Raw genomic sequence first — 23,567 nt, 5'->3', positions numbered from 1 at the left:
CTGATTTGGAACGGGCACCCTGATTTTGAAGCAGAAAATTCTGCACCACTGGGTTCAGACTATGCTGCTTGAAGCTGGTGGTTCGGGCGGCGGTCCCTGTCCAGCTTGTGCATCAGCGTCGACCAGGACATTGCCATCGCGCTGGAGCGGGTCTGACCCTGGCCGAATGGGTCGCCTTCCTGCCCTGCGTCCCGAATTCAGACCAGGCGGCAGCACGGGCCGCGGGCGATCACCGGTTCGATGGCGGCGCGGGGGCTACACTGCCCCTGCCCGCGCAAGACGGCGCCGTTCCACCCTTGTGCGGATGGCGGACACGTCCGTCACCGGGGTCGCCGCGAACAGCTGGCGGGTATAGGGGTGTTGCGGGTCGGCAAAGATCGCCTCGCGGCTGCCCTGTTCAACCGCCTCGCCTTTCGAGATCACCATCACGTCGTCGGCGATGTAGCGCACGACCGACAGGTCATGGCTGACGAAGACATAGGTCAGCCCGAACTCGTCCTGCAGATCGGCCAGCAGGTTCAGCACCTGCGCCTGCACCGACAGGTCCAGCGCCGAGACGGGTTCGTCCAGCACCAGCAGCGAGGGGTTCAGCATCAAGGCCCGCGCGATGGCGATGCGCTGGCGCTGCCCGCCCGAGAACATGTGGGGATAGCGGTTGAAATGTTCCGGTTGCAGCCCGACCTTCTTCAGCATCGCCTCGGCCCGCTCGCGGCGTTCGGCTGCGGGAACCTGGGTGTTGATCACCATGGGCTCCATCAACACATCGCCGATCTTCTGGCGCGGGTTCAGGCTGCCATAGGGGTTCTGGAACACCATCTGCACCTTGGACCGCATCTCGGGGCCGGGGCGCCTGGCGCTGATGTCGACGCGCTGGCCGTCGATCAGCAACTCACCGCCCGTGGGGGCGTCGATCAGCGCGATCACCCGGGCCAGCGTGGACTTGCCCGAGCCGCTTTCGCCGACGATGGCGAGGGTCTTGCCCTTCTCCACCTTGAAATCCACGCCTTTCAGCGCTCGCACCGTCTTGGCGCCGCCGAAGAGGCCGCCGGGGATGTGATAGTCCTGGATGATGGTGCGACCTTCGACAACAGCGGTCATCCTGCGGCCTCCTGCGTGAAGAAGTCGGACACGGTGGGCAGCCGGTCGCCGGTGGCATTCTCGGGCAGGGCCGAGAGAAGCGCGCGCGTATAGGGGTTCTGCGGGCTTTCGAACAGCGACAGCACGTCGGCCTCTTCCATCTTCTTGCCCTTGTACTGCACCACCACCCGGTCGGCGGTTTCGGCCACCACGCCCATGTCATGGGTGATCAGGATCAGGGCCATGCCGTAATCCTCTTGCAGCTTCATCAGAAGGTCGAGGATCTGCTTCTGGATCGTCACATCCAGCGCCGTGGTCGGTTCGTCGGCGATCAAGAGGCGCGGATTGCTGGCGATGGCCATGGCGATCATCACCCGCTGGCATTGCCCGCCCGACATCTGGTGCGGATAGGCCTTCAGCTTCTCCTCCGGCTCGGGGATGCCGACGGCGCGATACAGCTCAAGCGCGCGGGCGCGGGCCTCGCGACGGGACATGCCAAGGTTCAGTCGCAGCACTTCCTCGATCTGGAAGCCGGTGGTGAAGCTGGGGTTCAGGGAGGCGACGGGTTCCTGGAAGATCATCGTGATCTCGCGCCCGATCAGTTTGCGGCGCAGCGCGGGGGTGAGGTTCGAGATGTCCTGCCCGTCATAGGTTATCTCGTCGGCGGTGATGGTGGCGGTGTCGGGCAAGAGCCCCATCACCGCCAGCATCGACACCGATTTGCCCGAGCCAGATTCGCCGACGATGGCCAGAACCTCGCCCTTGTCGACGGACACGTCGATCCCGTCGACGGCGGTAAAGCTGCCGGTGGCGGTGGCGAATTTGACCGTGAGGTTGCGGATGTTCAGAAGCGCCATCTGTCAGCTCCGCTTCAGTTTCGGGTCAAGGGCGTCGCGCAGACCGTCGCCCATCAGGTTGATCGCCAGAACCGAAACGAGAATGGCGATGCCGGGGAAAGTGACGACCCACCAGGCCGACAGTATGAATTCCCGCGCTTCGGCCAGCATGGTGCCCCATTCCGGCGCGGGCGGCTGCGCGCCCATGCCAAGAAAGCCAAGCGCGGCCGAATCCAGCACGGCCGAGGAGAACGACAGCGTCGCCTGCACGATCAGCGGGGCCAGGCAGTTCGGCAGGATGGTCTTGAACATCAGCCGCAGGTTGCCTGCCCCGGCGACCCGGGCGGCGGTGACATATTCGCGCTTCATCTCGGACATCACGGCGGCGCGGGTCAGGCGGGCGAAATGCGGCTGGTAGACGATGGCGATGGCGATCATCGCATTGGTCAGCCCCGGCCCCAGCACCGCCACCAGCACCAGCGCCAGCAGAAGCGAGGGGAAGGCCAGGATCACGTCCATCACCCGCATGATGACGGTATCGACCCAGCCGCCGAAGAAACCGGCCAGCAGACCGATGACGATGCCGCCGACCAGCGCGATGGAGACCACGACGATGCCGATGAACAGCGAATACTGCGCGCCGTAGATCAGCCGCGACAGCATGTCCCGCCCGACGGCATCGGTGCCAAAGACATAGGCCGAGCGTCCGCCTTCCTCCCACATCGGGGGGACCAGCAGGGCGTCGCGATACTGCACCGTTGGGTCATGCGGGGCCAGAAGCCCGGCAAAGACCGCGATCAGCACCAGAAGGATAAAGACGATCAGCCCAAGCACCGCACCCCGGTTCTGGCTGAAGTAGAACCAGAACTCGGCCAGCATGCGGCGGCGGATTGCGGCATCCGAAAGTTTGACGGTTGTATCGGTCATGTGTTGCGGATCCTCGGGTTGATCAGGCCGTAGGTCAGGTCGACCAGAAGGTTCACCACCATCACCAGCCCGGCGATCAAGAGCAGGCCGGACTGCACGACCGGATAGTCGCGTCGGCTGATCGAATCGATCATCCATTTGCCGATGCCGGGCCAAGAGAAGATCGTCTCGGTCAGGATGGCACCGGCCATCAGCACACCGATCTGCAGGCCGATGGTGGTGACGACCGGGATCATCGCGTTCCGCAGCGCGTGAATGCCGATGACACGGCTGGCCGGCATCCCCTTGGCGCGGGCGGTGCGGACGTAGTCCTCGCCCATCACCTCAAGCATCGCGGAACGGGTCTGCCGGGCGATCACCGCCAGCGGGATCGTCGCCAGCACGACAGAGGGGAGGATCAGGTGGCTGACCGCCGAGCCGAAGGCGCCCTCCTGGCCCGACAGCAGACTGTCGATCAGCATGAAGCCGGTCACATCGGGGAAGAAATACATCAGGCTGATCCGGCCTGATACCGGCGTCCAGCCCAGGATTCCCGAGAAGAAGATGATCAAGAGGAGACCCCACCAGAAGATCGGCATCGAGAAGCCGACAAGTGCCGTGGTCATCGAGACCTGGTCGAACCACGAGCCGCGCTTGATCGCGGCCAGAACCCCCACCGGCACGCCGATCAGCGTGGCGATGATGATGGCGCAAAGCCCCAGCTCGACTGTTGCCGGGAACAGGGACAGGAATTCGGTGATCACCGGCTTCTTCGTCACCAGCGAATTGCCGAAATCGCCGTGGAACAGCCGCCCGAGGAAATCGAAATACTGCAGCACCACGTTCTTGTCATAGCCCAGCTGGGCCGTCAGCTCGGCATGGCGTTCGGGCGTCACGCCGCGTTCGCCCGCCATCAACAGCACCGGGTCGCCGGGCAGGATGCGCACGAAGCTGAAGGCGATGAGGGTGATGCCAAGGAAGGTCGGCACCAGATACAGCAGTTTGGAAAGAATGAACCGGACCATGGCCTCGTTCCTTGAAAGACGCGCGGAGGACCAGCCCCCGCGCGCCAGGTTTCGTCAGACGGATGCGCCGATTACTCGGCGATGTCCACGGTCTCGAAGGTGAAGTCACCCAAGGGGCTCATCACGAAGCCCGAGACCTTGGCCGACATCGGCACATACTGGGTCGAGTGCGCGATGGTGAACCATGGCGCCTGGTCCTTGAAGATCACCTGGGCCTGTTCGTACAGCTTGGTGCGCTCGGCCTGGTCGGCGGTGATCTTGGCGTCCTTCAAGAGCTTCGAGAAGTCCTCGTTGCACCAGAAGGCACGGTTCGCCCCGCCTTCGCCAGCCGAGTCGCAGGACAGCAGCACGGACAGGAAGTTGTCCGGGTCACCGTTGTCGCCGGTCCAGCCCAGGATCACCGCGCCATCACGGCCCGGCTCCATGGACTTGGCCAGGTATTCACCCCATTCGTAGCTGACGATCTCGACCTTGACGCCGATCTTCGACAGGTCTTCCTGCATCAGCTCTGCCGTGCGCTTGGCGTTCGGCATGTAGGGACGCTGCACCGGCATCGCCCAGATCTTCATCGACAGGTCGGTCACACCGGCTTCGGCCAGCATGGCCTTGGCCGCTTCGGGATCATAGGCGTCGTCGACGACGGCATCGTTGTAGGACCACATGGTCGGCGGGATCGGGTTCTTGGCCGGCTCGGCCGCGCCCTGGAACACCGCGTCGACGATGGCCTGCTTGTTGATCGCCATGTTCAGCGCCTTGCGGACCTTCGGATTGTCGAAGGGCGGCATGGTGGTGTTGTAGGCCAGATAGCCGACGTTCAGACCGGCCTGTTCGTCCAGTTTCAGGCTGGCGTCAGCCTTGATGCCTTCGATGTCGGCGGGTGCCGGATAGGGCATCAGGTGGCATTCGCCGGCCTTCAGCTTCTGCAGGCGCACGGCGGCGTCCGGGGTGATCGCGAAGACCAGGTCGTCGATGATCGGCGCGGTGCCCCAGTAGTCCGGGTTCTTGGCATAACGGATCACCGCGTCTTTCTGATAGGCCACGAACTTGAACGGCCCGGTGCCGATCGGCAGGTTGTTCAGGTCTTCGCGCGTACCGGCGGCGTCCAGCGCATCGGCATATTCCTTCGACACGATCGAGGCGAAGGGCATGGCGATGTTCGCCAGGAACGGCGCTTCGGGCGTGTTCAGGGTGAACTTGACCGTATAGTCGTCGATCTTCTCGATCGACTTGATCAGCTCCGGCATCGCCATCGAGGTGTAGTATTCGTAGGTGATGCCCGGGATATACTGGTGCCAGGGATTCTCGGCATTGCCCTGACGGTCATACGAGAAGATCACGTCATCGGCGTTGAAATCGCGGGTGGGGGTGAACTTCTCGTTCGACTGCCACTTCACGCCCTTGCGCAGATGGAAGGTATACTGGGTGCCGTCTTCCGACACTTCCCAGCTTTCTGCCAGACCCGGCTCGACCTCGGTCGTGCCTTTCTTGAATTCGGTCAGGCGGTTGTAGATCGGGTGGGCCGAGGCGTCGAAAGTGCCGCCTGCGGTGTAGGGCGCCGGGTCAAAGCCCTCGGGCGACGCTTCCGAGCAATAGACGAAGGTCTTGGCAAGGGCAGGCATGGCGGAAGTCATCGCCAGTGCTGATGCCGCAACAAGGATACGAGTAAGCATTTTCATGTCTTGGTCCTTTCACTCTCTGTTGTAACTGCGCCGACCCATTTGACGCGGGCCGGACTTTTCAAGACCTGGCGTCGCCGCTAGGTCCCGATCTCTGTCGAACCGAACGGATCATCCAGCCGCTCGGCAGGGGGCACAAACCAGCGCGGGCCGGACTGTGTCATGTAGACGATATCTTCCAGCCGAACGCCGCATTCACCATAGACGCACAGCATCGGCTCGATGGAGAAGCACATGCCCGCTTCCAGCGGGGTGCTGTTGCCGCCCACGATATAGGGCACCTCGTGGATATCCAGCCCCAGTCCATGCCCGGTGCGATGTGGCAGGCCCGGAACCTGATAGCCGGGGCCAAAGCCCGCATCGGTAAAGACCTTGCGCGCCGCCGTATCGACCGCGGCGCAAGGGGTGCCGATCTGCGCCGCCGCAAAACCCGCGGCCTGCGCCTGCCGCTCCAGCTCCCACAACTGGCGTTGCCGGGGGGTCGGGGTGCCGAACACATAGGTCCGGGTGATGTCGGATGAGTAGCCCTGCAGGGTGCCGCCCATGTCGATCAGCACCATGTCCCCGTCGGCCAGCACCTGCGGATGCGGCACGCCATGCGGATAGGCCGTCGCCTCGCCGAACTGCACGGCGGCAAACAGCGGCTTCAGGCCAAGGGCGCGGTGCGCGGCAAGGATGAACTCGGCGACCTCTGTGGTGGAAATACCTGCCCGCAGTCCGGCATGGACCGCCTTCTGCACCCGAAAGCTCGCCTCCATCGCGGTTTGCATCAGCGCAAGTTCGGCGGGCGATTTCACCTGCCGCTGCGCCGAGATCATCGCTTGCGCCGAAGTCACGGGGCCCTGGACGGCCTGCATCAGAGCCGAGGCGAAGACAAAGGGCGTGGCCGGGTCCAGCGCCAGACCCGCACCCGGCGCATCAAAGCCCGCCACGCGGGTCGCGATCAGCGCATAGGGGTCTTCATGTTCTTCCCAGACCGCGATGTCGCCGGGAATACACAACAGGGTCCGCAGCTTCGGCGCCTCGAACTGGGGCGAGACATAGATCATCGCGCCTTCCGCCGGGACGAGCGCGCCGTGAATCCGTTCCGACAGCCCCAGCGACAGCCCGGTGTAATAGGTCAGCGAGGACGAGGCATCCAGCCAGACCGCCTTTACCTCCGCCCGGGCCATCCGCGCCTGAAGCCCCGAGATCCGCGCCCGCAGCTCTGCCGGTTGGATCGCAGGCGCCGGGACAGGGCGGAAATCGGCAAGCGCGGTCGCATAATCGGTCATCAAACTTCCATTGTCCGTTCACGGGCGACACGCGGGGGACCGGCCGATGTGACCGCCCCCTCCTTGGGCGCGATGTGCCCCTCGCAGAAACGCCGTGTCACCTAAACTGGATTGGATCCTATATACAATATCAAACTTCTTCCCGATCAGGCCAAAAATGGGTAAGGCGAAAGGGTGCGGGTGGGGGCTGGAATGGCTTTGAAAGGTGTCGATATTTCCAGGACCATCTCGGCCGGAGGCCTCGTGTTCGAGGCGCTGCGCCGGGCCATCATCGAGGGCAGCCTGAAAGACGGCGACTCGCTCCGGCAGGATGAGATCGCGCGCCTGTTCAACACCAGCCGGATTCCGGTGCGCGAGGCGATCACCATGCTGGAACAGCAGGGCCTGGTGAAGAACCATCGCTTCAAGGGGGCGGTCGTGGTCGGCCTCTCCATCGCCGAGGCCAGCGAGATCTTCGATTTCCGCTGCATCATCGACGCCCATGTGATCCGCGCCGCCGTGCCGCATATGACGCCAGCCGTGATCGCCGAAGCGCGCGCGATCTGTGACGCCTTTTCCGCCACCGACGATCCGATGCGCTGGGGCGATCTGAACCGCGCCTTTCACATGACGCTGTATCAGGCCAGTAACCTGCCCTTTCATCTTGGCACCCTGACCAATGCGATGGACCGGCTGGACCGCTATGTGCGCGCGCAACTGCTGCTGACCGAGGGTCATGCCCGCGCCAATGCCGAGCATCTGGAAATTCTCGAGGCCTGCGCGCGCGGCGATGCCGAGGCCGCGGCAGAGCTGACCACCGCCCATATCCGCCGCGCCCATGCTATGCTGCGCGAGCATCTGGCAAAGATCCAGGCGGCCTTTGGCGCCACCCCGGAAACGGCCTAGCGGAGACGGAGGGGCGCTTCCTTGCTTAGGGCCGCGTCCAGCCGCCGGTTTCGGCCAGCCTGGCGAAGATCCGTTCGCGGTTGTCATGCACCAGCAACAACGCAAGATCACCCGGTTGCAACGCGTCAAGAATGCGCTCGGCCCCGTCCCCGGGATTGGGCGCATCAAGGATCGCCGCCGGGTTCAGACCCAGCTCAAGACATCGCGCCCGCATCAGGGCAGGCAAGGCGCCAAGGGCGCGACCCCGCAGGAACTTGGGGTTCTCCGCCACGACAACAAGGTCGGGGGACAAAGCAAAAGCGCCCGTCACCAGCGCGCGTATCTCTTCGTCCGACCGGTCTCCGGCATGGCTGAGCAGGATGAACCGGCGCTTTGCCGGCAACGCCGCAAGGGCCGACGAGATGGCGGCAATCGAATGCGGGTTATGGGCATAGTCGACAAAGACCCGCGCCCCGTTGCACAGGAATTCGTTTGCGCGCCCCGGGTTGTCCTTCGGATCGGACCGGAACCGCGCCAGCACGGAGCGGATCGCGTCATCCGGCAAGCCCAACCCGCGCGCGGCCAGCGCCGCCGCCAGCGCGTTCTCGATGTTGTACCGGGCAGCGCCGCCAAGGGTCAGCGGCACATCGCGGGCATCGATCAGCGCGGTCTCGGTTGACCCGTCCGACAGCACCAGCATGTCGGAGTCGTACCAGCCGCAGGGCTCGCCCCTTGCCCGCGCCGAACGGATCTGCGCCGTCTGTGGTGAAAGCGAAAACCACATCGTGGGGTGGTGCGCCGGGGCCGCGGACACCACGAAAGGATTGTCCGCATTGAGCACAAGCGCACCACCGGGCCGGAGCGCGCGATGCACCGAAAGCTTCACCCGGGCAAGATCGTCCACCGTGGTGATGCCATACTGGCCAAGATGGTCGGCGGCGACATTGGTGACGACGGCCACCTGCGCCCGCGTCACCGGCAGGCCGCGGCGCAGGATGCCGCCGCGCGCCACTTCAAGCACCGCAAGTTCCAGCCTTTGGTCGCGCAGCAGCAACCTTGCCCCGGCAGGGCCGGCATAGTCGCCCTGTTCAAGGATTTCGTCGCCGACCTTGACGAACTCGGTCGAGGACAGCCCGGAAACCAGCCCCGCCGCAGCCGCCATCGCCGCAATCAGCCGCGTGGTGGTGGTCTTGCCGTTGGTCCCGGTCACCAGCACCAGCGGCAGATCATGAATACCGTGCCAGTCGGGTGCGACAGGAGGGCTGTCCACCTCCCATGTAACCGAGGCTTTCCCGTGACCGAAGGTGATCAGGTCATCGTCCAGAAGCCGGTCGATCCCTCGCGTCTCGGCCCCGGCGACAAGGGCTGCGAGGGCCGGGTTTGTCTCATGGGCAAGGATCGACCGCAAGTCCGCCAGAAGGGCTTCGCGCGGGATCGGGACCACTCCCAGAAGCCCGCAGGCACAGAAATACCAGCCGGCTTCGATCACATAGGCGGCGGAAAACAACTGGTCCACGGCGGCGGCCAGAAAGATACTGGCGCCACCGTCAAAGCGCCGTTCGGTCAGCGAAGGGTCCTGCCAGGCAAGATCCTCCAGCAGGCTGCGCACCTGATCCAGCCAGAGTTGCAGCACCACATCCGGATCGCGGCCCGGGCACAGGGCGTCGCCGACCGCCCCCGGTGATGCACTGAACAGATTGGGGCCAAGCAGCCTGCGGCAGCCGCTGAGAACCAGCGCCGGATCCTCGGGCAAGGGGATTTGCAGCGCGTCCTTCAGCCACTCGGATCGGGTCATGGCCCGTCAGTCCGCCTCTTCGCCCGCGCCGCGCGCCAGACGCACGCCGCGTTCATCCCGGATCAGCTGATCGCCACCCGCCAACAGCTCTTCGAAACCGACCTTCGGCCGTTCGACCCGGACCGGGGCCGCCGACGCAATCGCTTCGCGCTCGGTCTTCTTGAAGTAGATGATCTGCTTCCACGACCGCGCCAGTTCATCGGCGAAGACCACGAGAAGATCGTTGGGCGCCGCTGCGGCAAGAGCGGTGTCGATGGCGGTGGACTCATCCGGCATCATCGTTATCTGCGCTTCGGTCACCCCGTTTTCCAACAGGACGGCGCGAAGCATCTCCGGCACTTCCATCGGACCCCGGCCACGCCGGTCATCATCGGGCTTCAGGAAATAATGGTCGAAATGCCCGGCCAGTTCGCGCGCGGCAGCTGCGATGTCCTCGTCGCGCCGGTCCCCCGGCATGGCCGCCACGACCAGACGGCGGCCCTTGATGTCCAGCCGGTCGACGAGATCGGCCATGGCGGCGATGGCGGCGGGATTGTGCCCGTAGTCGAGGATCACCTTGAAGGGATGTTCGTCGTAGACGTTGGTCCGCCCCGGCGCCTGGAAGAAGCTGGTGTCGAACGTGCGCAGGCCATGACGGATGTTGTCGAGATCAAGCCCGAAGGCAAAGGCCATGGCTGCGGCGAACATCGCGTTCTGCACGTTGTACATCGCCTTGCCTTCCAGCGTCGCCGGAATCAGATGCGTCCAAAGCACGGGCAGGTGCAGACCCTTCGCGTAGATGGTGATCATGTCGCCATTCATCGCCTTTTCCAGCACAACAGCACGACCGCCTGCCCGGATGTGTTCTTTCACCAGCGGATGGTCGGAACTCATCGTCACATAGCAGATGTGGGTCGCGTGGCAGAAATCGGCCATGCGCAGGCAGTGCAGGTCATCGGCATTCAGGACGACCGCGTCGGTGGCGGTTTCCACCACGACCCGCTTCACGACCGCCAGTTCCTCAAGCGTATTGATGCCACCCATGCCAAGATGATCCGCCGCCACGTTGAGGCAGGCAGAGACATCGCAGCGCTGGTAGCCAAGGCCCGAACGGACCAGACCACCGCGCGCCGTTTCCATGACTGCGAAATCGACCGACGGGTCGCGCAGCACCATCTGGGCCGAGGCCGGGCCGGTCATGTCGCCCTTCACCGACAGCTTGCCATCGACATAGACCCCGTCGGTCGAGGTCATGCCGACGATCTTGCCGCTGGATTTCATGATATGCGCCAGCATCCGGCTGGTTGTCGTCTTGCCGTTGGTGCCGGTGATCGCGCCGATCGGAATCCGCGACTGCGCCCCTGTCGGGAACAGCATCTGCAGCACCTTGCCCGCCACGTCGCGGGGCGTGCCTTCCGATGGTGCCACATGCATGCGAAAGCCGGGCGCGGCATTCACCTCGACAATCGCCCCGCCGATTTCCTTGTAGCTCTTGGTGATGTCGGAGGTCAGGAAGTCCACGCCGCCCACATCCAGCCCGACAGCCTTGATGGTGCGCTCGGCCATGTCCTTGTTGTCCGGGTGGCAGACATCCGTCATGTCGATGGCCGTGCCGCCGGTGGACAGGTTGGCGGTAGAACGCAGGAAGAAGGTCTGGCCTTCCGGTAGCACGGTTGCTTCGGTAACTCCGGCTTCCTGCATCAACCGTTCCGCCTGCGCATCAAGCTCCAGGTTCGTCAGCACTTTTTCATGGCCGATGCCGCGCCGGGGGTCCGAGTTCACCACCTCGACCAGTTCGGCGATGGTGCTTTTGCCGTCGCCGACGACATGCCCGGGCACGCGCTTGGCAACGGCCACCAGTTCATTGTTCACCACAAGCATGCGGTGATCCATGCCGGTGACAAAACTTTCGACCAGGATTGCCCGGCTTTTGGATTGCGCCCGCGCCTCGGCGAAAGCGGTCTCGATCTGGGCATCCTCGGTCAGATTGATCGAAACGCCGCGTCCGTGGTTGCCGTCCAGCGGCTTGACCACCACCGGAAACCCGATCCTGCGCGCCGCGCGAACCGCCTCGGTCGGCGAGTAGACGACACGCTGCTGCGGCACTGGCAGACCCAGGTCGTTCAGCATGTTATGGGTGTCTTCCTTGTCGCAGGAAATCTCGACCGCGATATGCTTGGTCTGGCTGGTGATCGTGGCCTGAATGCGCTGCTGGTGCTTGCCATGGCCGAACTGCACCAGCGACTGGTTGTTGAGCCGGATCCAGGGAATGTCGCGTTCTTCGGCCGCCTTGACCAGCGAGGCCGTGGACGGGCCGAACTCCTTGCGCTGCGCGGTCAGGACGAACGCCTTCAGCTCCGCCGGAAAGTCGAACTCCGCATCGAACTCGTAGTCCACCTGTGCCTTGAGACGATCCGGCAGAAGATGCATCAGAAGCCGGATCGCCAGCCGTCCGGCATCAAGTCCGACATCGCGTTGCCGATACTCGTAGACCAGATTGTACTGACCCTCCGTGCCGGTACCCCGCGTTCTTCCGAAAGTCACTTCCGAACCGGCAACCCCCTGGATCTCCAGCGCTACATGCTCGGCCACATGCGCAAGCCAGGTGCCTTCATCCTCGCGCAGGCGGCGGATCAGACCGCCCGGCTCGCGGTAGGAACAGCCGTGTTGGGCCAGACCTGGCAGCGCCTCGACCAATGCGTCGATCCAGGCATCGCCGATCCGCGCCGAGGGCCAGGCCTCCAGCACGCCAAGATCGACGACATGCCTGATGACCGGGAAACTTGCCCAGACATTCGGACCGACAAAAACATTGGTGGAGACGATCTTCATGTCGGAAACCCCCTTGGTGTCAGGTCAGTGTTTTGATCCGCCTTCAACAGAGCGGTTTGGCAGTGCGCAGAAGGCGTCGCTAGGATCGGGCGGATAGGCGTGCCGACCGACCAGATCATAGCGGCACCCCTCGCTCATCACGTCAACCTTGAGACCCAGCAGCGACAGTGCCTGACCCCGGCTGGCCTCCCACATGGAGGAATAGGAAAGTCCCGAGGCATCGACGACGGTCACGGTTCCGGACCCGACCACCTCGAACATGCCGTTCGGGCCAATGAAGGCCGCGGTATCCTCGTCAATGCCAAGGCCGATCAGAAACGGGTTGTAGGATGAGGCTGCCAGCAATCGACCCAGACGGTTCCGCTGGGTGAAATGCTGGTCGATGATCACGGCATTCGTCAGCCCCAGACCGGGCGCGAGACTGACCACCCCCTCGGCAGGTATCGAATTGCTCTCGCCACCGGCGATCATGTGTTCCGACATGATCGAGGCGCCTGCCGAGGTCCCAGCCACGGTCGCCCCGGCGGCGTTGCGCTTGCGGATCTTCTGGGCGATCCCCGTGCCGCCAAGAATGGTGGACAGTCGCAACTGATTGCCGCCGGTCAGAAAGATCCCGGTCGCCCGTTCCAGCATTTCCAGGTAGCGCGGATTGTCGCAATCGGCACGCTTGGTGATGGGAAGATAGTCGACTCCGGCGGCGCCAAGATCGCGGAAGATCCGATTGTAGTCTTGGCCGGTAGATTCCAGTTCCGATGCCGTGGGGATGACCACGATGTCGGCTGCAGCCCCTCCTGAAAGCTCGACAAATCGGCGGTGGATCTGCCGCTCCTTGATGCGATCCTCACCGCCGCCGATGGGAATGATGAAGCCACGATCTTGATTGGCCGATAGTTGGGCTGGGCACATGAGGGGTCTGGCTTTCCGGTCTTCGGGTTGTGTCGGGCCAGTCAGGGCGCGGGCTCCGCGTCTTCCTGATCCGTCGTCTGTTTCGTGCTGACCAGTGTGGTTTACGTTTCGGACTGCCACAAGCGGCTTTGCCAGTGCCGATGCGACCAAGTTCTGCGTCCGGGCAGGTTTTGCATCCAGCTGCGACGGAGTCCGTCCTGGCACAGGACCCGGTTTCGGACCGGGAAATGGAACTCCTGATCCTTCACACCCGTACGGCCCCGACGCGGAACCTGCCCTGCCAGGTGGCTTGGCGCTCCCGCCCGCGCGCACAGCACCGGGTGCGTCGCCAGTGCCGCCAGCAGGGCGCGATGCGCCCCCTGCAGCCCGGCTGCCAGCCACAGCTCCGCGCCCCGTGCGCTCGCTCAACACGAAGCTGACCACGATCAAACCAAGGGCCTCTTGTCATGAACGAGGGAAAACCAGGGGCAGGTCAGGATCCTTACGAGATGGCCAACCTGATCGGGATCCACCCCTTCGACACCGGTGGGCAGGGAACTCCGGGCGCGGCTTGTGGCGTGGATTGACCGGATCGCGGGCAAGAAGCACGGGATCCATCCCGCGCCCGAACAATGGCCAAGGCAGTACCGCTTCAGCCATTGCCAGCTTGGCGAGGAGTTTACGCGGGACAATTCCGTGGACGGACGGCGCAGCGACTGAAGGAGGGCAGGTCCCCGGCGCGATTCAGTCGGCGCCGGGTGTCGACCGACCATCATGAAAGAGCCTTGCCTTCAGGCGCTCGGCTGCAAGCTCGGCTTCATCCCAGTAGCCGACGAGAACGCCTGCCTCGATATTGACGTCATAGACCAGCGCGCGCGCGTCGCTTCCGGTGATCGCCTCATCGGGGAGCGTTGTCTGGGTTCGGGTGGTGCGGCTCCATTTGGCCAGTGCTTCGTAGAGCCGGTCCCTGACCGGCTGAAGTGCGGGATCACGGCCAAGATCGGCAAACTCGTCCGGATCGGTCTCCAGATCGTAGAGCATCGGCGCGAATCCGTCGGCGTGGATGAACTTGAACCGCCCGTCATGGACCATGTACAGCCGCGCTTCGGGCACCGGGACACTCAGGTTGATGCGGGCCAGATCGAAGGCATAGTCATATTCGCTGATGACATGACGCCGCCCGGTATCGTCGGCAGTTCCGTGCAGAAGCGGCACAAGCGAGCGGCCCTCCAGGATATGCGCCGCGGGCGTGCCACCCATCGCCTCGACGAAAGTGGGGGCAAGGTCGATGGTCTCGATCAACGCGCCGCTGACAGTGCCGCGCGTCGGGTCGGCCTGCGGCGACGGATCGGCGATGATCAGCGGCACCCGCACCGAGGCATCGTGGAACAGGTATTTCTCGCCCAGCCAGTGATCGCCCAGATAGTCACCATGATCCGAGGTGAAGACGATCATAGTTTCGTCGGCCAGCCCTTCGCGATCCATGAAGGCGAAGAGGTGGCCCAGCTGATCGTCGATCTGCTTGATCAGGCCCATGTAGCAGGGGATGACCCGCTCCCGTGCGCCGCCCCGATTGAAGACCTGCGAATAGCGTTCGGCCTGGAAGGCCGCAAGGATCGGGTGCGGGTTGGTCTGCTCGGCAGCGCTGCGGCGGACGGGAAGCACCTGATCCGGCCCGTACATCGCGTGATAGGGCGCCGGCACGATATAGGGCCAGTGCGGCTTGATGTAGGAAAGGTGCAGGCACCAGGGGCTGCCATCCGCCTTGGCCTCGGCCATGAACTGCATGGCGCGGCGGGTCATGTACGGTGTTTCGGAATGCTCCTCCGGCACGCGGGCTGCCTTGTCGGCATGTGACAGCAGCCAGCCGTTCTGCAGGCTTCCATCCTCGGCCTGGCCCGAATTCGCCCAGTGCTCCCACGGGTTCTCGGCATCGAAGCCCTGCGCGCGCAGATAGTTGTCGTAGGCAGGATCGGGTGAATAGGGACCGTCGGGATGCAGGCCGTCGTCGCGTTCGTAGGGCTCGAAGCCGCATTCCGAGACATGTACGCCGATGATCGACGCCGGGTCGATGCCCAGCCGCTCCATCCCCTCGCTGTCGGCGACCATATGGGTCTTGCCGACCAGCGCCGTCCTGACGCCGAGCGGGCGCAGGTGGTCGCCCAGTGTCATCTCGCCCACCTTCAGCGGCACACCGTTCTGGGTGCTGCCATGGCTGCGCATGTAGCGGCCGGTATAGGTACACATCCGCGACGGCCCGCAGATGGTGGATTGCACGAAGGCCCGCTCGAACCGGACACCGCGCGCGGCCAGCGCATCGATGTTCGGCGTGTGCAGGTGCGGATGGCCGTAGCACGACAGGTAGTCGGCGCGCAGCTGGTCGCACATGATGAAAAGGATGTTGCGGGCCAAAGCCTATTCTCCGGTCTTGTCGCGGTAGTGCCAGAAGAGCCAGCGTCGTTCGAGCCAGGCCATCGCGGAGTTCACCACGATCCCGGCAAGCGAGATGAAGGCGATTCCGGCCAGCCCTGCGTCGATGCGGAAGGTCTCCTGGCTGCGTTGCAGATAGGTGCCGATGCCGTTGGTCGACAGAAGCATCTCCGATGTCACCGAGACCAGAAGGCTGGATGCAATCGCCAGCCGGGCGCCGGTCATGATCATCGGAAGCGACGAAGGCCAGTCGATCAGCCACATGATTTCCAGCCGTGTCAGATGCATTGACCGTGCAACCCGGCTGAGGATGGGATGGATCGAGTGCGAGGCTTCGTAGCTGTTCATCACCAGCGGCACGGCCGCCGCTAGGTGATGATCACGATCTTGGCCCAATCGCCGGTCCCGGCGAAAAGCATCACCAGCGGGATGATCGCGGGCGGCGGCAGCGTCGCCAGCATGTCCATCAGCGGTTCCAGCACCACGCCGATGACCCGCACCCGGCCCAGGAAGATGCCAAGCGGGATCATCGTCACCGCCGCAAGCGCGAATCCGGCCGCCGCCCGCAGGAGCGTGATGCCCAGTTCCGACAGGATCACCGGGGCATTCTGCCAGATCGCCACCGCGACCTTCCCGGGGCCGGGAAAAAGCGGCGTGGTCTGCCCCGAGGCCAGGAGCTGCCACAGGGCCAGGATGCCAAGCGGCACCACCAGGCCAAAAAGCGCATTGCGCTGTTCCACGCTCATTCGCGCCGCTCCATCATTCCCATGTGCCAGGCGGTCATGCTGCGGCGCAGGACCGCGACCAACGCGTTGAGGGCGGACCCGCTGAAGGCAACCAGGAACATCAGGCCGAAGACTTCCGGCGTGCGCAGGGCATTGACCTTCTTGTAGATCATGAAGCCGATCCCGTCCCGGCCGGCCAGCATCTCGGAGACGATCACGGCGATCAGGCTGATCGTTGCGGCATAGCGGATGCCGGTAAAGATCTGGGGCAAAGCGGCCGGCAGGCGGATCTGCCACAGAAGCTGGCTGCGGCTCAGCCCGAACATCCGGCCCGTGTTCACCTGCACCGGGCTGACCGACTGAAGGGCCGCGACGCCGTTCAGATAGGTCGGCCAGACCGTGACCAGCACGATGACGAAGGCATAGAGCTTCACCCCGAGGCCCAGCATGAAGACGGCCATTGGCACGAAGGCCGCGGGCGGGATCGGTTGCAGCACGTCCGAGACATAGCGGATGCCGCGGGACAGGACTGGCGACAAATCCGACAGGATGGCCAGCGCGACGCCAAGGGTTGCAGCAACCACCAGACCGATCAGCGCCCGAAGGAAGGTCGTCGTCCAGGCGACCAGCACCGATCCGTCAGTCAGCATCTGCCAGAAGGCTGCAAGGATTGCCGGGATCGAGGGGAAGAACTTGTCCGGCACGATCGCCAGCCCATGCACGCCCTGCCAAACCCCGAAGACAAGGGCCAGGCACAGCGGCACCCGGAACCGTTCGGCCAGGACCACGGCGGAATTCACGCCGATGCCTTCCGGTGCCGCATGTCGCGGATCAGCTGCAACACCTCGTGGCGGGCATGAAGGAAGACCGGATCCTCACGCGTGACCAGTTGGTCGCGGGGTTTCGGCAAGCCGACGACCACCTCGCGCACCACGCGGGTCGGACGCGGCCCGAGCACCAGAACGCGGTCGGCCATGTAGACGGCCTCCTCGACGTCGTGGGTCACGAGAAGGCAGGTCTGCTGGAACTTTTGCGCCAGGTCCAGCAACAGGTCCTGCATGTCGGCGCGGGTCTGGGCGTCGACCGCCGCAAGCGGTTCGTCCAGCAGCAGAAGCTCGGACTGCGCCGCGATACCGCGCGCGATCGCGACGCGCTGCTGCATCCCGCCGGAAACCTGCCAGGGGTAATGCGATTCAAATCCCGTCAATCCGACGGCCGCCAGGATTTCCTTGGCCTTGTTCCGCTTGGCCGCCTTGTCCATCCCGACCACGCGGCGCATTCCGAACAGGATGTTGTCGAGGTTCGTCTTCCAGGGCAGAAGGCTGCGTGAGTAGTCCTGGAAAACCACCGAAAGCCCAATGGGCGGGCCCTCCACGGCCCGGTCCATGAAGCGCACCTGCCCTTCGCTCGGCGCGATCAGGCCGGCAAGGCACATCAGCAGCGTTGTCTTGCCGCAGCCCGATGGCCCGACCAGGGATACGAACTCTCCACGCTGGATCGAAAGGCTCAGGCCCTCGATGATCGGAAGGCGGTTTTCGCGACCACCATAGGCTTTGCCCATGGCTTCCGCTGTCAGGATCGCTGTCATGGGAGATTTTCCGGCAGAAGGGGCAGACCCGCAGAGGCCTGCCCGAAGAGATTCAGTACTTCAGCTCGTACACGAAATCGGCACCATTCAACGGACCTGGGTTGAGGCCGGTCTTAACCATCGCATCCAGGATGCGCTGAACGTCGGCAGGGGTGATCAGCATGCTTTCGTTGACGATCGGCAGGACAAACGAGGCGGCGGCCTCCGGGGCAAGTTCCATATACTTCTCGGCCGCACCGGAAAGGGCTGCCCGATCCGACAACAGCTCCTTGCGGGCCTTGTCCATCACGCGGGCGACCGTCGTGGCCGTTTCGCCGTTAGCCGCCAGCCAGTCATCCGTCGCGAAAAGCGCGTCGTTCATGAGAGGCTGGGACAGGTCGGCAAGCGTTCCAGTGGCCAGCATGGTGACGCCAAGTTCGGCATTGCCGAGCATCGACACATGGAACGGATTGATCGTGCAGGTCGCGTCGAGATTTCCCTGCTGCAACGCGGCCTCCTGTTCTGGGAAGGGCAGCACGACAGGCACGACATCATCAATCGTCAGGCCGACCGACGCCAGATGGTCGCGCCACATCAGCTCGCAGAGCCCGCCATTCGCATTGAAGCCGATCTTCTTGCCCTTGACACCGGCAAGGTCGGCAATGCCCGAGGCCTTTGACGCGACAAGCCAGGTGTATGTCTTGTCCGGCGCCAATTCCTGCGAGAGTTGCAGGAACATCTTCACCGGCACGCCATTCAGGCGCCCGTTGATCGGCGGGACCGGAGCCGCATAGCCGATATCCGCTTCGCCTGACGCAACGGCAGAAACAACTGCGGGGCCGGTCTGGACCGCCACGAATTCCACGTCCAGCCCTGCCTCTGAGAAGTAGCCCTTGTCCTGCGCATAGAGCGCCGGAAGCATGGAATCGGCCAGGAAGTAGGCAACCCTCACCGGGGTTTCCTCGGCCAGCGCGGCCAGGGTCTGCCCGAACAAGGCAGCTGCCACCATCCAACCAATCGCAGTGCGCCGAACGAAGCTTTGCATTTACATCCCCCTGCTTTGTGTGGTTCACTGTACGAACCACTGGTCCAAATATGATGCGCGAGATGCGACTGTTGGTCAACATTGTTGTGGCGCTGGCGCCGTGTCGAAGATAAGGACTGAATAACATGGCTTTAGCGGTTCAACGCGCGCTTGCTCTCCTGCGCCTTTTCACGCAGTCCCGCCCCGAGATCGGGCTGAGCGAGGCTGCGCGTCTGACCGGGGAAAGCAAAGCGACCGTCTATCGGCTTTTTGGCACGCTGTGCGAATCAGGTCTGGTCGAGCAGGTCGAGGGGACAAAGACCTATCGCCTCGGCCCTGCTGTGCTGGATCTGGCCCGCGTGCGAGAGGCGACTGTCCCCCTTCTGTCGGTCGTGCAGCCGGTGCTTGACGATCTTCTGGAGCTGACCGGCGAGACCTGCCATTTCACCCAGTTCAATGGCCAGGCAATGGCGGTTGTCGCCACGGCGGAGAGCCGGAAGGTGCATCGCATCACGATGCAGGGCATCAACACTCTGCCCCTCGATACGACAGCTGCGGGAGTGGCGTTTCTGGCCTTTGCCTCTCCGGCGGTCAGCGCTTCGGTTCTGCAGGAGGCCGCGAGGGATGCCAAGGAAAAGGCGGAGCTTGAGGCCCGGCTGGAATTGACCCGCGCGCGTGGGTATTCCGAGTACGAATTCCTGGGCGACGACGAGGCATTCGGCGTGGCGGCTCCGGTGTTTCGTGGCGGATCGTTTGCCTTTGGATCACTGGCGGTCGTCGTGCCGCCCCATCGTATGCAGCCTGCCTTGTTCCAGAAGATTCTGCAGGGAATCCTTGCCGGTAGCAAAACCATCTCGATGAAAATTGGCAGCCAGCTGCGCGTCGAGCACTGAAGCGGCCCTGGAAGGCTATACGCTTTCGCTGGCCTTCAGGCCGGCCCAGGTCGGGCGGTGCAGTTCGAAGCGGTCGTGGCTGCGGATGTATTCTGACCCGAAACTGCGGGCGACAAGGTCCAGCGCGTCGGTGTCGATATGGGCGCGCTCGGGGTTCAGAAGGTAGCGATCCTCGATATGCACCGACAGGACGCGCCCGATCACGATGGTCTGGCACGGGCCGGTGACGACCGAGGACAGCGCCCGGCATTCGAAGGCGACCGGACTTTCCGCAATCCGGGGCGGGGCGACGTGGACACTGGGAATCGTGGCCAGCCCGGCCAGCTGAAGCTCATCCACCCCGCGCGGCGCATCGACCGCAGTGAGGTTCATCGCCTTCACCAGCCGTTCCGGCACCAGGTTCACCACGAACTCGTTCGTTTCAAGGATCTTCAGCGCGGTATCCTTGAACCCCCGGTCCGGCGCCGCCATCAGCCCGAGCGCGACAGTCGGCGGGGCCGACCCCATGACGTTGAAGAAGGAATAGGGCGCGGCGTTGACCCCGGCCTTGTCCTTCGTCACCACCCAGGCGATGGGCCGGGGGATCACCGTCGCGGCCAGAAGCTTGTAGGCGATGGGCTCGGGAACCTGGTCCAGATCGTAGCGCATCAGATTTCCCGCACGGCGGGTTTCGCGCGGGTGTCCACGGTCAGCTGGAATACGTCGGGCCGGGCGTAATGGCCCGTCACGTCGAAATCGAACTTAGCCCGCATGACCTCGGCCGGGTCGATCCGGGCGTAAAGGATCGTCTCGCCGCTGAAGTCCGGTCCCGCCAGAACCCGGCCCAGGGGCGACACGATGGCCGACCCGCCCTGCATCATCACGCGGTCGGGCTCGTCGCCCAGGGCGCTTTCGTGGTCGGGCCCATAGGCCGCTCGGGTGATGTGCTGGCAGGCGGTCAGCACGAAGCACCGCCCCTCCAGCGCGATATGCTGCATGGTGGGCAGCCAGGTATCCCGGTCGTCCGCCGTGGGCGCGCAGTACAGCGTGACCCCCTGATGATACATGTGCATCCGCAGCGCGGGCATGTAGTTTTCCCAGCAGATCACCGCGCCCACCGTGCCAAGCTCGGTCTGGAACACCGGCAGGGTAGAGCCGTCGCCGAACCCCCAGATCAGCCGTTCCCCCGCCGTCGGCATCAGTTTCCGGTGCTTTCCGACCAGCCCCCTTGCGCCGTCGAAATACAGGACGGTGCAGTACAGCGTCGCCCCGTCGCGCTCGATCACCCCGACCACCGCGAACACCCCGGTCTCGGCGCAGGCCTCGGCCAGACAGGAAACCTCCGGCCCATCCAGGTCGATCGCGGCGGCGTGGTAGCGGGCAAAGGCGTCGCGCCCCTCGGGCTTGCGCAGGCCGATGGGCGCGCCGAAGCTGGCGCCCTTCGGATAGCCGCCGATCAGCGCTTCGGGAAAGACAGCCAGCCGGGCTCCGTTCGCTGCGGCCTCGCGCAGGCGGGCGGCGGCCTTTTCGGCGGTCGCCATCGGATCGGACGGGACCGAGGCCATCTGGACCACGGCGGCGGTGAAGGGGTCAGTCATGGGCGGTCCTTTCCATCGTGCGGGGCGAGCGTAGCACTCCCGAAGCCCGGCTGGCTTTCCGAAAACTGCATGGCCCGGGTCAGCTCTCGGGCGTTGCGTTCACCACCGGATTGCGCAGCGTGCCGATGCCCTGGACATGGCCGACGACCACATCCCCCGGATGCAGCCATTCCTGCGGCACCCGCCCTGCCCCCACGCCTTCCGGCGTGCCGCTGGCGATGATGTCCCCCGGTTCCAGCGTGATGCCCGAGGAGATGTCGGCGATCAGCTCGTCGACCTTGAACAGCATGTGCCGCGTGTTCGACCGCTGCTTCTCGACGCCGTTGACCGTCAGCCACAGGTCCAGCGCCTGCGGATCGGGGATGTCGTCCGCCGTCACGATGCAGGGGCCGAAGGGGGCGTAGCTGTCCATTCCTTTCGAGAAGATCCACTGCCCCGCCCGCCGGTTGTCTCGGGCCGAGACGTCGATCATCACCGAATAGCCGAAGACATGCGCCAGCGCGTCCTCGCGCCGGATGCGCCGGGCCGTGGTGCCGAGGATCACCGCCAGCTCCACCTCCCAGTCAAGCTGCCTGGTGATGTCGGCATTGTGCTCGATCGCCTCGCCCGGCCCGATCACCGTCGTCGGCGGTTTCGAGAACACCACCGGCTGCTTCGGCAGGTCCTTCGCGGTGTCGAGCGAGGCGGCGCTTTCCGCGACATGCTCTACATAGTTCAGCCCGATGCCGAAGATGTTCTTCCGTGGCCGCGGGATCGGTGCCAGCAGGCGCACATTGGCAAGCGCCGTTGCCGCGCCGGGCTTGTGGCGGCCCTTCGCGGCCTCCAGGCAGGCCCGCAGCGTTTCCAGCCCCGGGCGCCCGGCATCGATCAGGCCCAGCATCGACACGGGCAGCGATTCACCCTGGCCAGCCGCCAGCCGTTCCACATCGACGACAAGGTCGCCCTCGATCACGCCAAGCCGCGCCGCGCCCTCGACCGAGGCACGATATGTCACAAGTTTCATGGTCCGTCCCTACAGAAGCGGTTGCTGGCCGCCGTTTTCCCCGAAGGCTTCCTCGCGGTAGAGCCCCAGCGCCCGCATCACCGGCAGGTCGTTCAGGCAGAAGAGGCAGGCATCCTCGCGATCCGAACCGTTGACATGCTCGTGCCAGGCCCAGGACGGGACGCAGAAGATGTCACGCTCGGACCAGTCGAAGCGCTTGCCGTTGATGATCGAATGCCCCCGCCCCTTGGCGACGTGATAGAGGTAGCTGCCGGTGTGCCGGTGCGATTTGGTATGCTCGCCTGGTCGCAGCATCTGCATGCTGGCGCCAAGTGTCCGCATCACCGGGCCGTTCGTCACCGGGTTCACATATTCCATCATGACGCCGTCGAATGGGCTGCCTTCGGTGCAGCCGGCGTATTTCGACAGCGCCGCATAGGTCGGCGCCCATTCATACTTGAACATCGGACTATAGCCCTTGCGCCAATCCTGCCCGTAGGGCGTCAGGCCGGGGTTGCCCCAGGTCTTCGTCATGTCGTCGACGGCATAGCCCACCGCCTGGTTGAGGTCGGGGTGGACCTCGTAGAAGTTCGCCTCCATCGCATTCACGAAGGGAATGTCCAGCCCGTCCTGCCACAGGCACAGCGAGCCATCCGCGCTGACGCCATGTTCGTGCCAGGTCCCGTTCGGCGTCAGGACGAAATCGTTCGCGCCGAGCGTCATCTTGTGGCCATCGACCACGGTATAGGCCCCGCGGCCTTCCATGATGAACCGGATGGCGCTGGCCGAATGGCGGTGGGCGCCCGCGACCTCGCCCGGGTTCATCACCTGAAGCCCGGCATAGATCCAGCCGACCGCCGCCGCCACGTCCTGTCGGCCGGGGTTGTTCAGGTAGATCACCCGACGCCCTGCCTTCTCGGGCGTCACAAGGTCGACGCTGCGGACCACATGGTCGCGCAGATCCTTGAAGCGCCAGACCACCGGAACCGACTGGCTCTTCGGCTGCCAGGGCTCGATCTTGTTCGCCACGGTCCAGAGCGCGCCCGCGTTGAAGCCATCCAGCTGATCGTAATAGGCCAGAAGCTCGGGTGTATCCTCGACATTGGCGCGACCGACAACATCTTCGCGGTGGTTCTCGCGTCCGGTGGACATGGGGCAACTCCATTCTTCGACAGCGGTGACGCAGGAACTATGCCAGCCTGTATTTTCGATAGCAATAG

General features: G+C 64.3%; 22 protein-coding genes. 3 read left to right on the top strand and 19 right to left on the bottom strand.

The features are described 5' to 3' along the window. Nucleotides 1–255 precede the first annotated feature (255 nt). The 6 genes from JNL31_RS15465 to JNL31_RS15440 all read right to left on the bottom strand — a co-directional run bounded on the left by JNL31_RS15465 (nt 256) and on the right by JNL31_RS15440 (nt 6,794). Nucleotides 256–1,098 carry a dipeptide ABC transporter ATP-binding protein gene (locus JNL31_RS15465; protein ID WP_294975081.1) on the bottom strand — a complete coding sequence of 281 codons (843 nt, stop codon included), beginning with the start codon at nt 1,096–1,098 and terminating at the stop codon, nt 256–258. Continuing rightward, nucleotides 1,095–1,934 (bottom strand): ABC transporter ATP-binding protein, encoded by an 840-nt coding sequence (locus JNL31_RS15460; RefSeq protein WP_294975079.1) that lies wholly within the window; start codon nt 1,932–1,934, stop codon nt 1,095–1,097. Before JNL31_RS15460 ends, JNL31_RS15465 begins: the two co-directional genes overlap by 4 nt. A gap of 3 nt (nt 1,935–1,937) precedes the next feature. Continuing rightward, nucleotides 1,938–2,840: an ABC transporter permease subunit gene (locus JNL31_RS15455; protein WP_294975076.1), complete on the bottom strand. Its 903-nt coding sequence runs from the start codon at nt 2,838–2,840 to the stop codon at nt 1,938–1,940. Then, complete coding sequence (locus tag JNL31_RS15450) at nt 2,837–3,844, bottom strand: ABC transporter permease subunit (protein ID WP_294975073.1); 1,008 nt, start codon at nt 3,842–3,844, stop codon at nt 2,837–2,839. The genes JNL31_RS15455 and JNL31_RS15450 overlap by 4 nt, the downstream gene beginning before the upstream one ends. A gap of 71 nt (nt 3,845–3,915) precedes the next feature. Further along, nucleotides 3,916–5,520 carry an ABC transporter substrate-binding protein gene (locus JNL31_RS15445; protein ID WP_294975070.1) on the bottom strand — a complete coding sequence of 535 codons (1,605 nt, stop codon included), beginning with the start codon at nt 5,518–5,520 and terminating at the stop codon, nt 3,916–3,918. An 80-nt stretch (nt 5,521–5,600) separates the two neighbouring features. Beyond that, nucleotides 5,601–6,794 carry a Xaa-Pro peptidase family protein gene (locus tag JNL31_RS15440; protein ID WP_294975068.1) on the bottom strand — a complete coding sequence of 398 codons (1,194 nt, stop codon included), beginning with the start codon at nt 6,792–6,794 and terminating at the stop codon, nt 5,601–5,603. Between the two features lie 192 nt (nt 6,795–6,986). Here JNL31_RS15440 and JNL31_RS15435 point away from each other — a divergent pair, with 192 nt between their 5' ends. Continuing rightward, on the top strand, nt 6,987–7,679 hold the full coding sequence (locus tag JNL31_RS15435) for a GntR family transcriptional regulator (RefSeq protein WP_294975065.1): 693 nt from the start codon (nt 6,987–6,989) through the stop codon (nt 7,677–7,679). Nucleotides 7,680–7,704: 25 nt separating this feature from the next. Here JNL31_RS15435 and JNL31_RS15430 read toward each other — a convergent pair whose 3' ends face one another. Genes JNL31_RS15430 through JNL31_RS15420 form a run of 3 tightly spaced genes read right to left on the bottom strand, consistent with a single transcriptional unit; the run spans nt 7,705 to nt 13,170 of the window. After that, nucleotides 7,705–9,453: a Mur ligase family protein gene (locus JNL31_RS15430; RefSeq protein ID WP_294975062.1), complete on the bottom strand. Its 1,749-nt coding sequence runs from the start codon at nt 9,451–9,453 to the stop codon at nt 7,705–7,707. Between the two features lie 6 nt (nt 9,454–9,459). Further along, nucleotides 9,460–12,264, bottom strand: a complete 2,805-nt coding sequence (gene cphA / locus JNL31_RS15425) for a cyanophycin synthetase (protein ID WP_294975059.1) — start codon at nt 12,262–12,264, stop codon at nt 9,460–9,462. 24 nt (nt 12,265–12,288) lie between these two features. Further along, nucleotides 12,289–13,170: a cyanophycinase gene (locus tag JNL31_RS15420; RefSeq protein WP_294975124.1), complete on the bottom strand. Its 882-nt coding sequence runs from the start codon at nt 13,168–13,170 to the stop codon at nt 12,289–12,291. 525 nt (nt 13,171–13,695) lie between these two features. Here JNL31_RS15420 and JNL31_RS15415 point away from each other — a divergent pair. Next, a complete protein-coding gene (locus JNL31_RS15415; RefSeq protein ID WP_294975057.1) occupies nt 13,696–13,869 on the top strand; it encodes a hypothetical protein in 174 nt (57 codons plus the stop codon). A gap of 24 nt (nt 13,870–13,893) precedes the next feature. On the opposite strand, the gene JNL31_RS15410 is transcribed toward JNL31_RS15415, so the two are convergent. Genes JNL31_RS15410 through JNL31_RS15385 form a run of 6 tightly spaced genes read right to left on the bottom strand, consistent with a single transcriptional unit; the run spans nt 13,894 to nt 18,916 of the window. Next, nucleotides 13,894–15,561, bottom strand: coding sequence for a sulfatase-like hydrolase/transferase (locus tag JNL31_RS15410; RefSeq protein ID WP_294975055.1), 1,668 nt, complete (start codon nt 15,559–15,561; stop codon nt 13,894–13,896). A 3-nt stretch (nt 15,562–15,564) separates the two neighbouring features. After that, a complete protein-coding gene (locus tag JNL31_RS15405; RefSeq protein WP_294975052.1) occupies nt 15,565–15,939 on the bottom strand; it encodes an ABC transporter permease in 375 nt (124 codons plus the stop codon). An 8-nt stretch (nt 15,940–15,947) separates the two neighbouring features. Next, nucleotides 15,948–16,325 carry a hypothetical protein gene (locus JNL31_RS15400; protein ID WP_294975050.1) on the bottom strand — a complete coding sequence of 126 codons (378 nt, stop codon included), beginning with the start codon at nt 16,323–16,325 and terminating at the stop codon, nt 15,948–15,950. Then, entirely contained in the window at nt 16,322–17,104 is a 783-nt protein-coding gene (locus tag JNL31_RS15395) for an ABC transporter permease (RefSeq protein ID WP_294975047.1), read from the bottom strand. The genes JNL31_RS15400 and JNL31_RS15395 overlap by 4 nt, the downstream gene beginning before the upstream one ends. Next, complete coding sequence (locus tag JNL31_RS15390) at nt 17,101–17,892, bottom strand: ABC transporter ATP-binding protein (RefSeq protein WP_294975045.1); 792 nt, start codon at nt 17,890–17,892, stop codon at nt 17,101–17,103. Before JNL31_RS15390 ends, JNL31_RS15395 begins: the two co-directional genes overlap by 4 nt. A 52-nt stretch (nt 17,893–17,944) precedes the next feature. Further along, nucleotides 17,945–18,916: an ABC transporter substrate-binding protein gene (locus JNL31_RS15385; protein ID WP_294975042.1), complete on the bottom strand. Its 972-nt coding sequence runs from the start codon at nt 18,914–18,916 to the stop codon at nt 17,945–17,947. 125 nt (nt 18,917–19,041) lie between these two features. Here JNL31_RS15385 and JNL31_RS15380 point away from each other — a divergent pair, with 125 nt between their 5' ends. Beyond that, nucleotides 19,042–19,788, top strand: a complete 747-nt coding sequence (locus JNL31_RS15380; RefSeq protein WP_294975039.1) for an IclR family transcriptional regulator — start codon at nt 19,042–19,044, stop codon at nt 19,786–19,788. Between the two features lie 15 nt (nt 19,789–19,803). On the opposite strand, the gene JNL31_RS15375 is transcribed toward JNL31_RS15380, so the two are convergent. The 4 genes from JNL31_RS15375 to JNL31_RS15360 all read right to left on the bottom strand — a co-directional run bounded on the left by JNL31_RS15375 (nt 19,804) and on the right by JNL31_RS15360 (nt 23,499). Then, nucleotides 19,804–20,436 carry a flavin reductase family protein gene (locus JNL31_RS15375; RefSeq protein WP_294975037.1) on the bottom strand — a complete coding sequence of 211 codons (633 nt, stop codon included), beginning with the start codon at nt 20,434–20,436 and terminating at the stop codon, nt 19,804–19,806. Further along, a complete protein-coding gene (locus tag JNL31_RS15370) occupies nt 20,436–21,365 on the bottom strand; it encodes a carbon-nitrogen hydrolase family protein (protein ID WP_294975034.1) in 930 nt (309 codons plus the stop codon). Before JNL31_RS15370 ends, JNL31_RS15375 begins: the two co-directional genes overlap by 1 nt. A gap of 79 nt (nt 21,366–21,444) precedes the next feature. Beyond that, nucleotides 21,445–22,368: a fumarylacetoacetate hydrolase family protein gene (locus JNL31_RS15365; RefSeq protein WP_294975031.1), complete on the bottom strand. Its 924-nt coding sequence runs from the start codon at nt 22,366–22,368 to the stop codon at nt 21,445–21,447. 9 nt (nt 22,369–22,377) lie between these two features. Then, nucleotides 22,378–23,499: a cupin domain-containing protein gene (locus tag JNL31_RS15360; RefSeq protein WP_294975028.1), complete on the bottom strand. Its 1,122-nt coding sequence runs from the start codon at nt 23,497–23,499 to the stop codon at nt 22,378–22,380. Between the last annotated feature and the right edge of the window lie 68 nt (nt 23,500–23,567).

The sequence above is a fragment of the Tabrizicola sp. genome (assembly GCF_016792905.1).
Classification (GTDB): Bacteria; Pseudomonadota; Alphaproteobacteria; order Rhodobacterales; family Rhodobacteraceae; genus Tabrizicola.
Note: the sequence above shows the minus strand (reverse complement) of the source record. Positions and strands in the feature narration are given on the sequence as shown.

Bases quoted from the DNA above. Each gene is read 5' to 3' on its own strand.
- JNL31_RS15465 (WP_294975081.1), bottom strand. From the start codon at position 1,098: ATGACCGCTGTTGTCGAAGGTCGCACCATCATCCAGGACTATCACATC.
- JNL31_RS15460 (WP_294975079.1), bottom strand. From the start codon at position 1,934: ATGGCGCTTCTGAACATCCGCAACCTCACGGTCAAATTCGCCACCGCC.
- JNL31_RS15455 (WP_294975076.1), bottom strand. From the start codon at position 2,840: ATGACCGATACAACCGTCAAACTTTCGGATGCCGCAATCCGCCGCCGC.
- JNL31_RS15450 (WP_294975073.1), bottom strand. From the start codon at position 3,844: ATGGTCCGGTTCATTCTTTCCAAACTGCTGTATCTGGTGCCGACCTTC.
- JNL31_RS15445 (WP_294975070.1), bottom strand. From the start codon at position 5,520: ATGAAAATGCTTACTCGTATCCTTGTTGCGGCATCAGCACTGGCGATG.
- JNL31_RS15440 (WP_294975068.1), bottom strand. From the start codon at position 6,794: ATGACCGATTATGCGACCGCGCTTGCCGATTTCCGCCCTGTCCCGGCG.
- JNL31_RS15435 (WP_294975065.1), top strand. From the start codon at position 6,987: ATGGCTTTGAAAGGTGTCGATATTTCCAGGACCATCTCGGCCGGAGGC.
- JNL31_RS15430 (WP_294975062.1), bottom strand. From the start codon at position 9,453: ATGACCCGATCCGAGTGGCTGAAGGACGCGCTGCAAATCCCCTTGCCC.
- cphA (WP_294975059.1), bottom strand. From the start codon at position 12,264: ATGAAGATCGTCTCCACCAATGTTTTTGTCGGTCCGAATGTCTGGGCA.
- JNL31_RS15420 (WP_294975124.1), bottom strand. From the start codon at position 13,170: ATGTGCCCAGCCCAACTATCGGCCAATCAAGATCGTGGCTTCATCATT.
- JNL31_RS15400 (WP_294975050.1), bottom strand. From the start codon at position 16,325: ATGAGCGTGGAACAGCGCAATGCGCTTTTTGGCCTGGTGGTGCCGCTT.
- JNL31_RS15390 (WP_294975045.1), bottom strand. From the start codon at position 17,892: ATGACAGCGATCCTGACAGCGGAAGCCATGGGCAAAGCCTATGGTGGT.
- JNL31_RS15385 (WP_294975042.1), bottom strand. From the start codon at position 18,916: ATGCAAAGCTTCGTTCGGCGCACTGCGATTGGTTGGATGGTGGCAGCT.
- JNL31_RS15380 (WP_294975039.1), top strand. From the start codon at position 19,042: ATGGCTTTAGCGGTTCAACGCGCGCTTGCTCTCCTGCGCCTTTTCACG.
- JNL31_RS15375 (WP_294975037.1), bottom strand. From the start codon at position 20,436: ATGCGCTACGATCTGGACCAGGTTCCCGAGCCCATCGCCTACAAGCTT.
- JNL31_RS15370 (WP_294975034.1), bottom strand. From the start codon at position 21,365: ATGACTGACCCCTTCACCGCCGCCGTGGTCCAGATGGCCTCGGTCCCG.
- JNL31_RS15365 (WP_294975031.1), bottom strand. From the start codon at position 22,368: ATGAAACTTGTGACATATCGTGCCTCGGTCGAGGGCGCGGCGCGGCTT.
- JNL31_RS15360 (WP_294975028.1), bottom strand. From the start codon at position 23,499: ATGTCCACCGGACGCGAGAACCACCGCGAAGATGTTGTCGGTCGCGCC.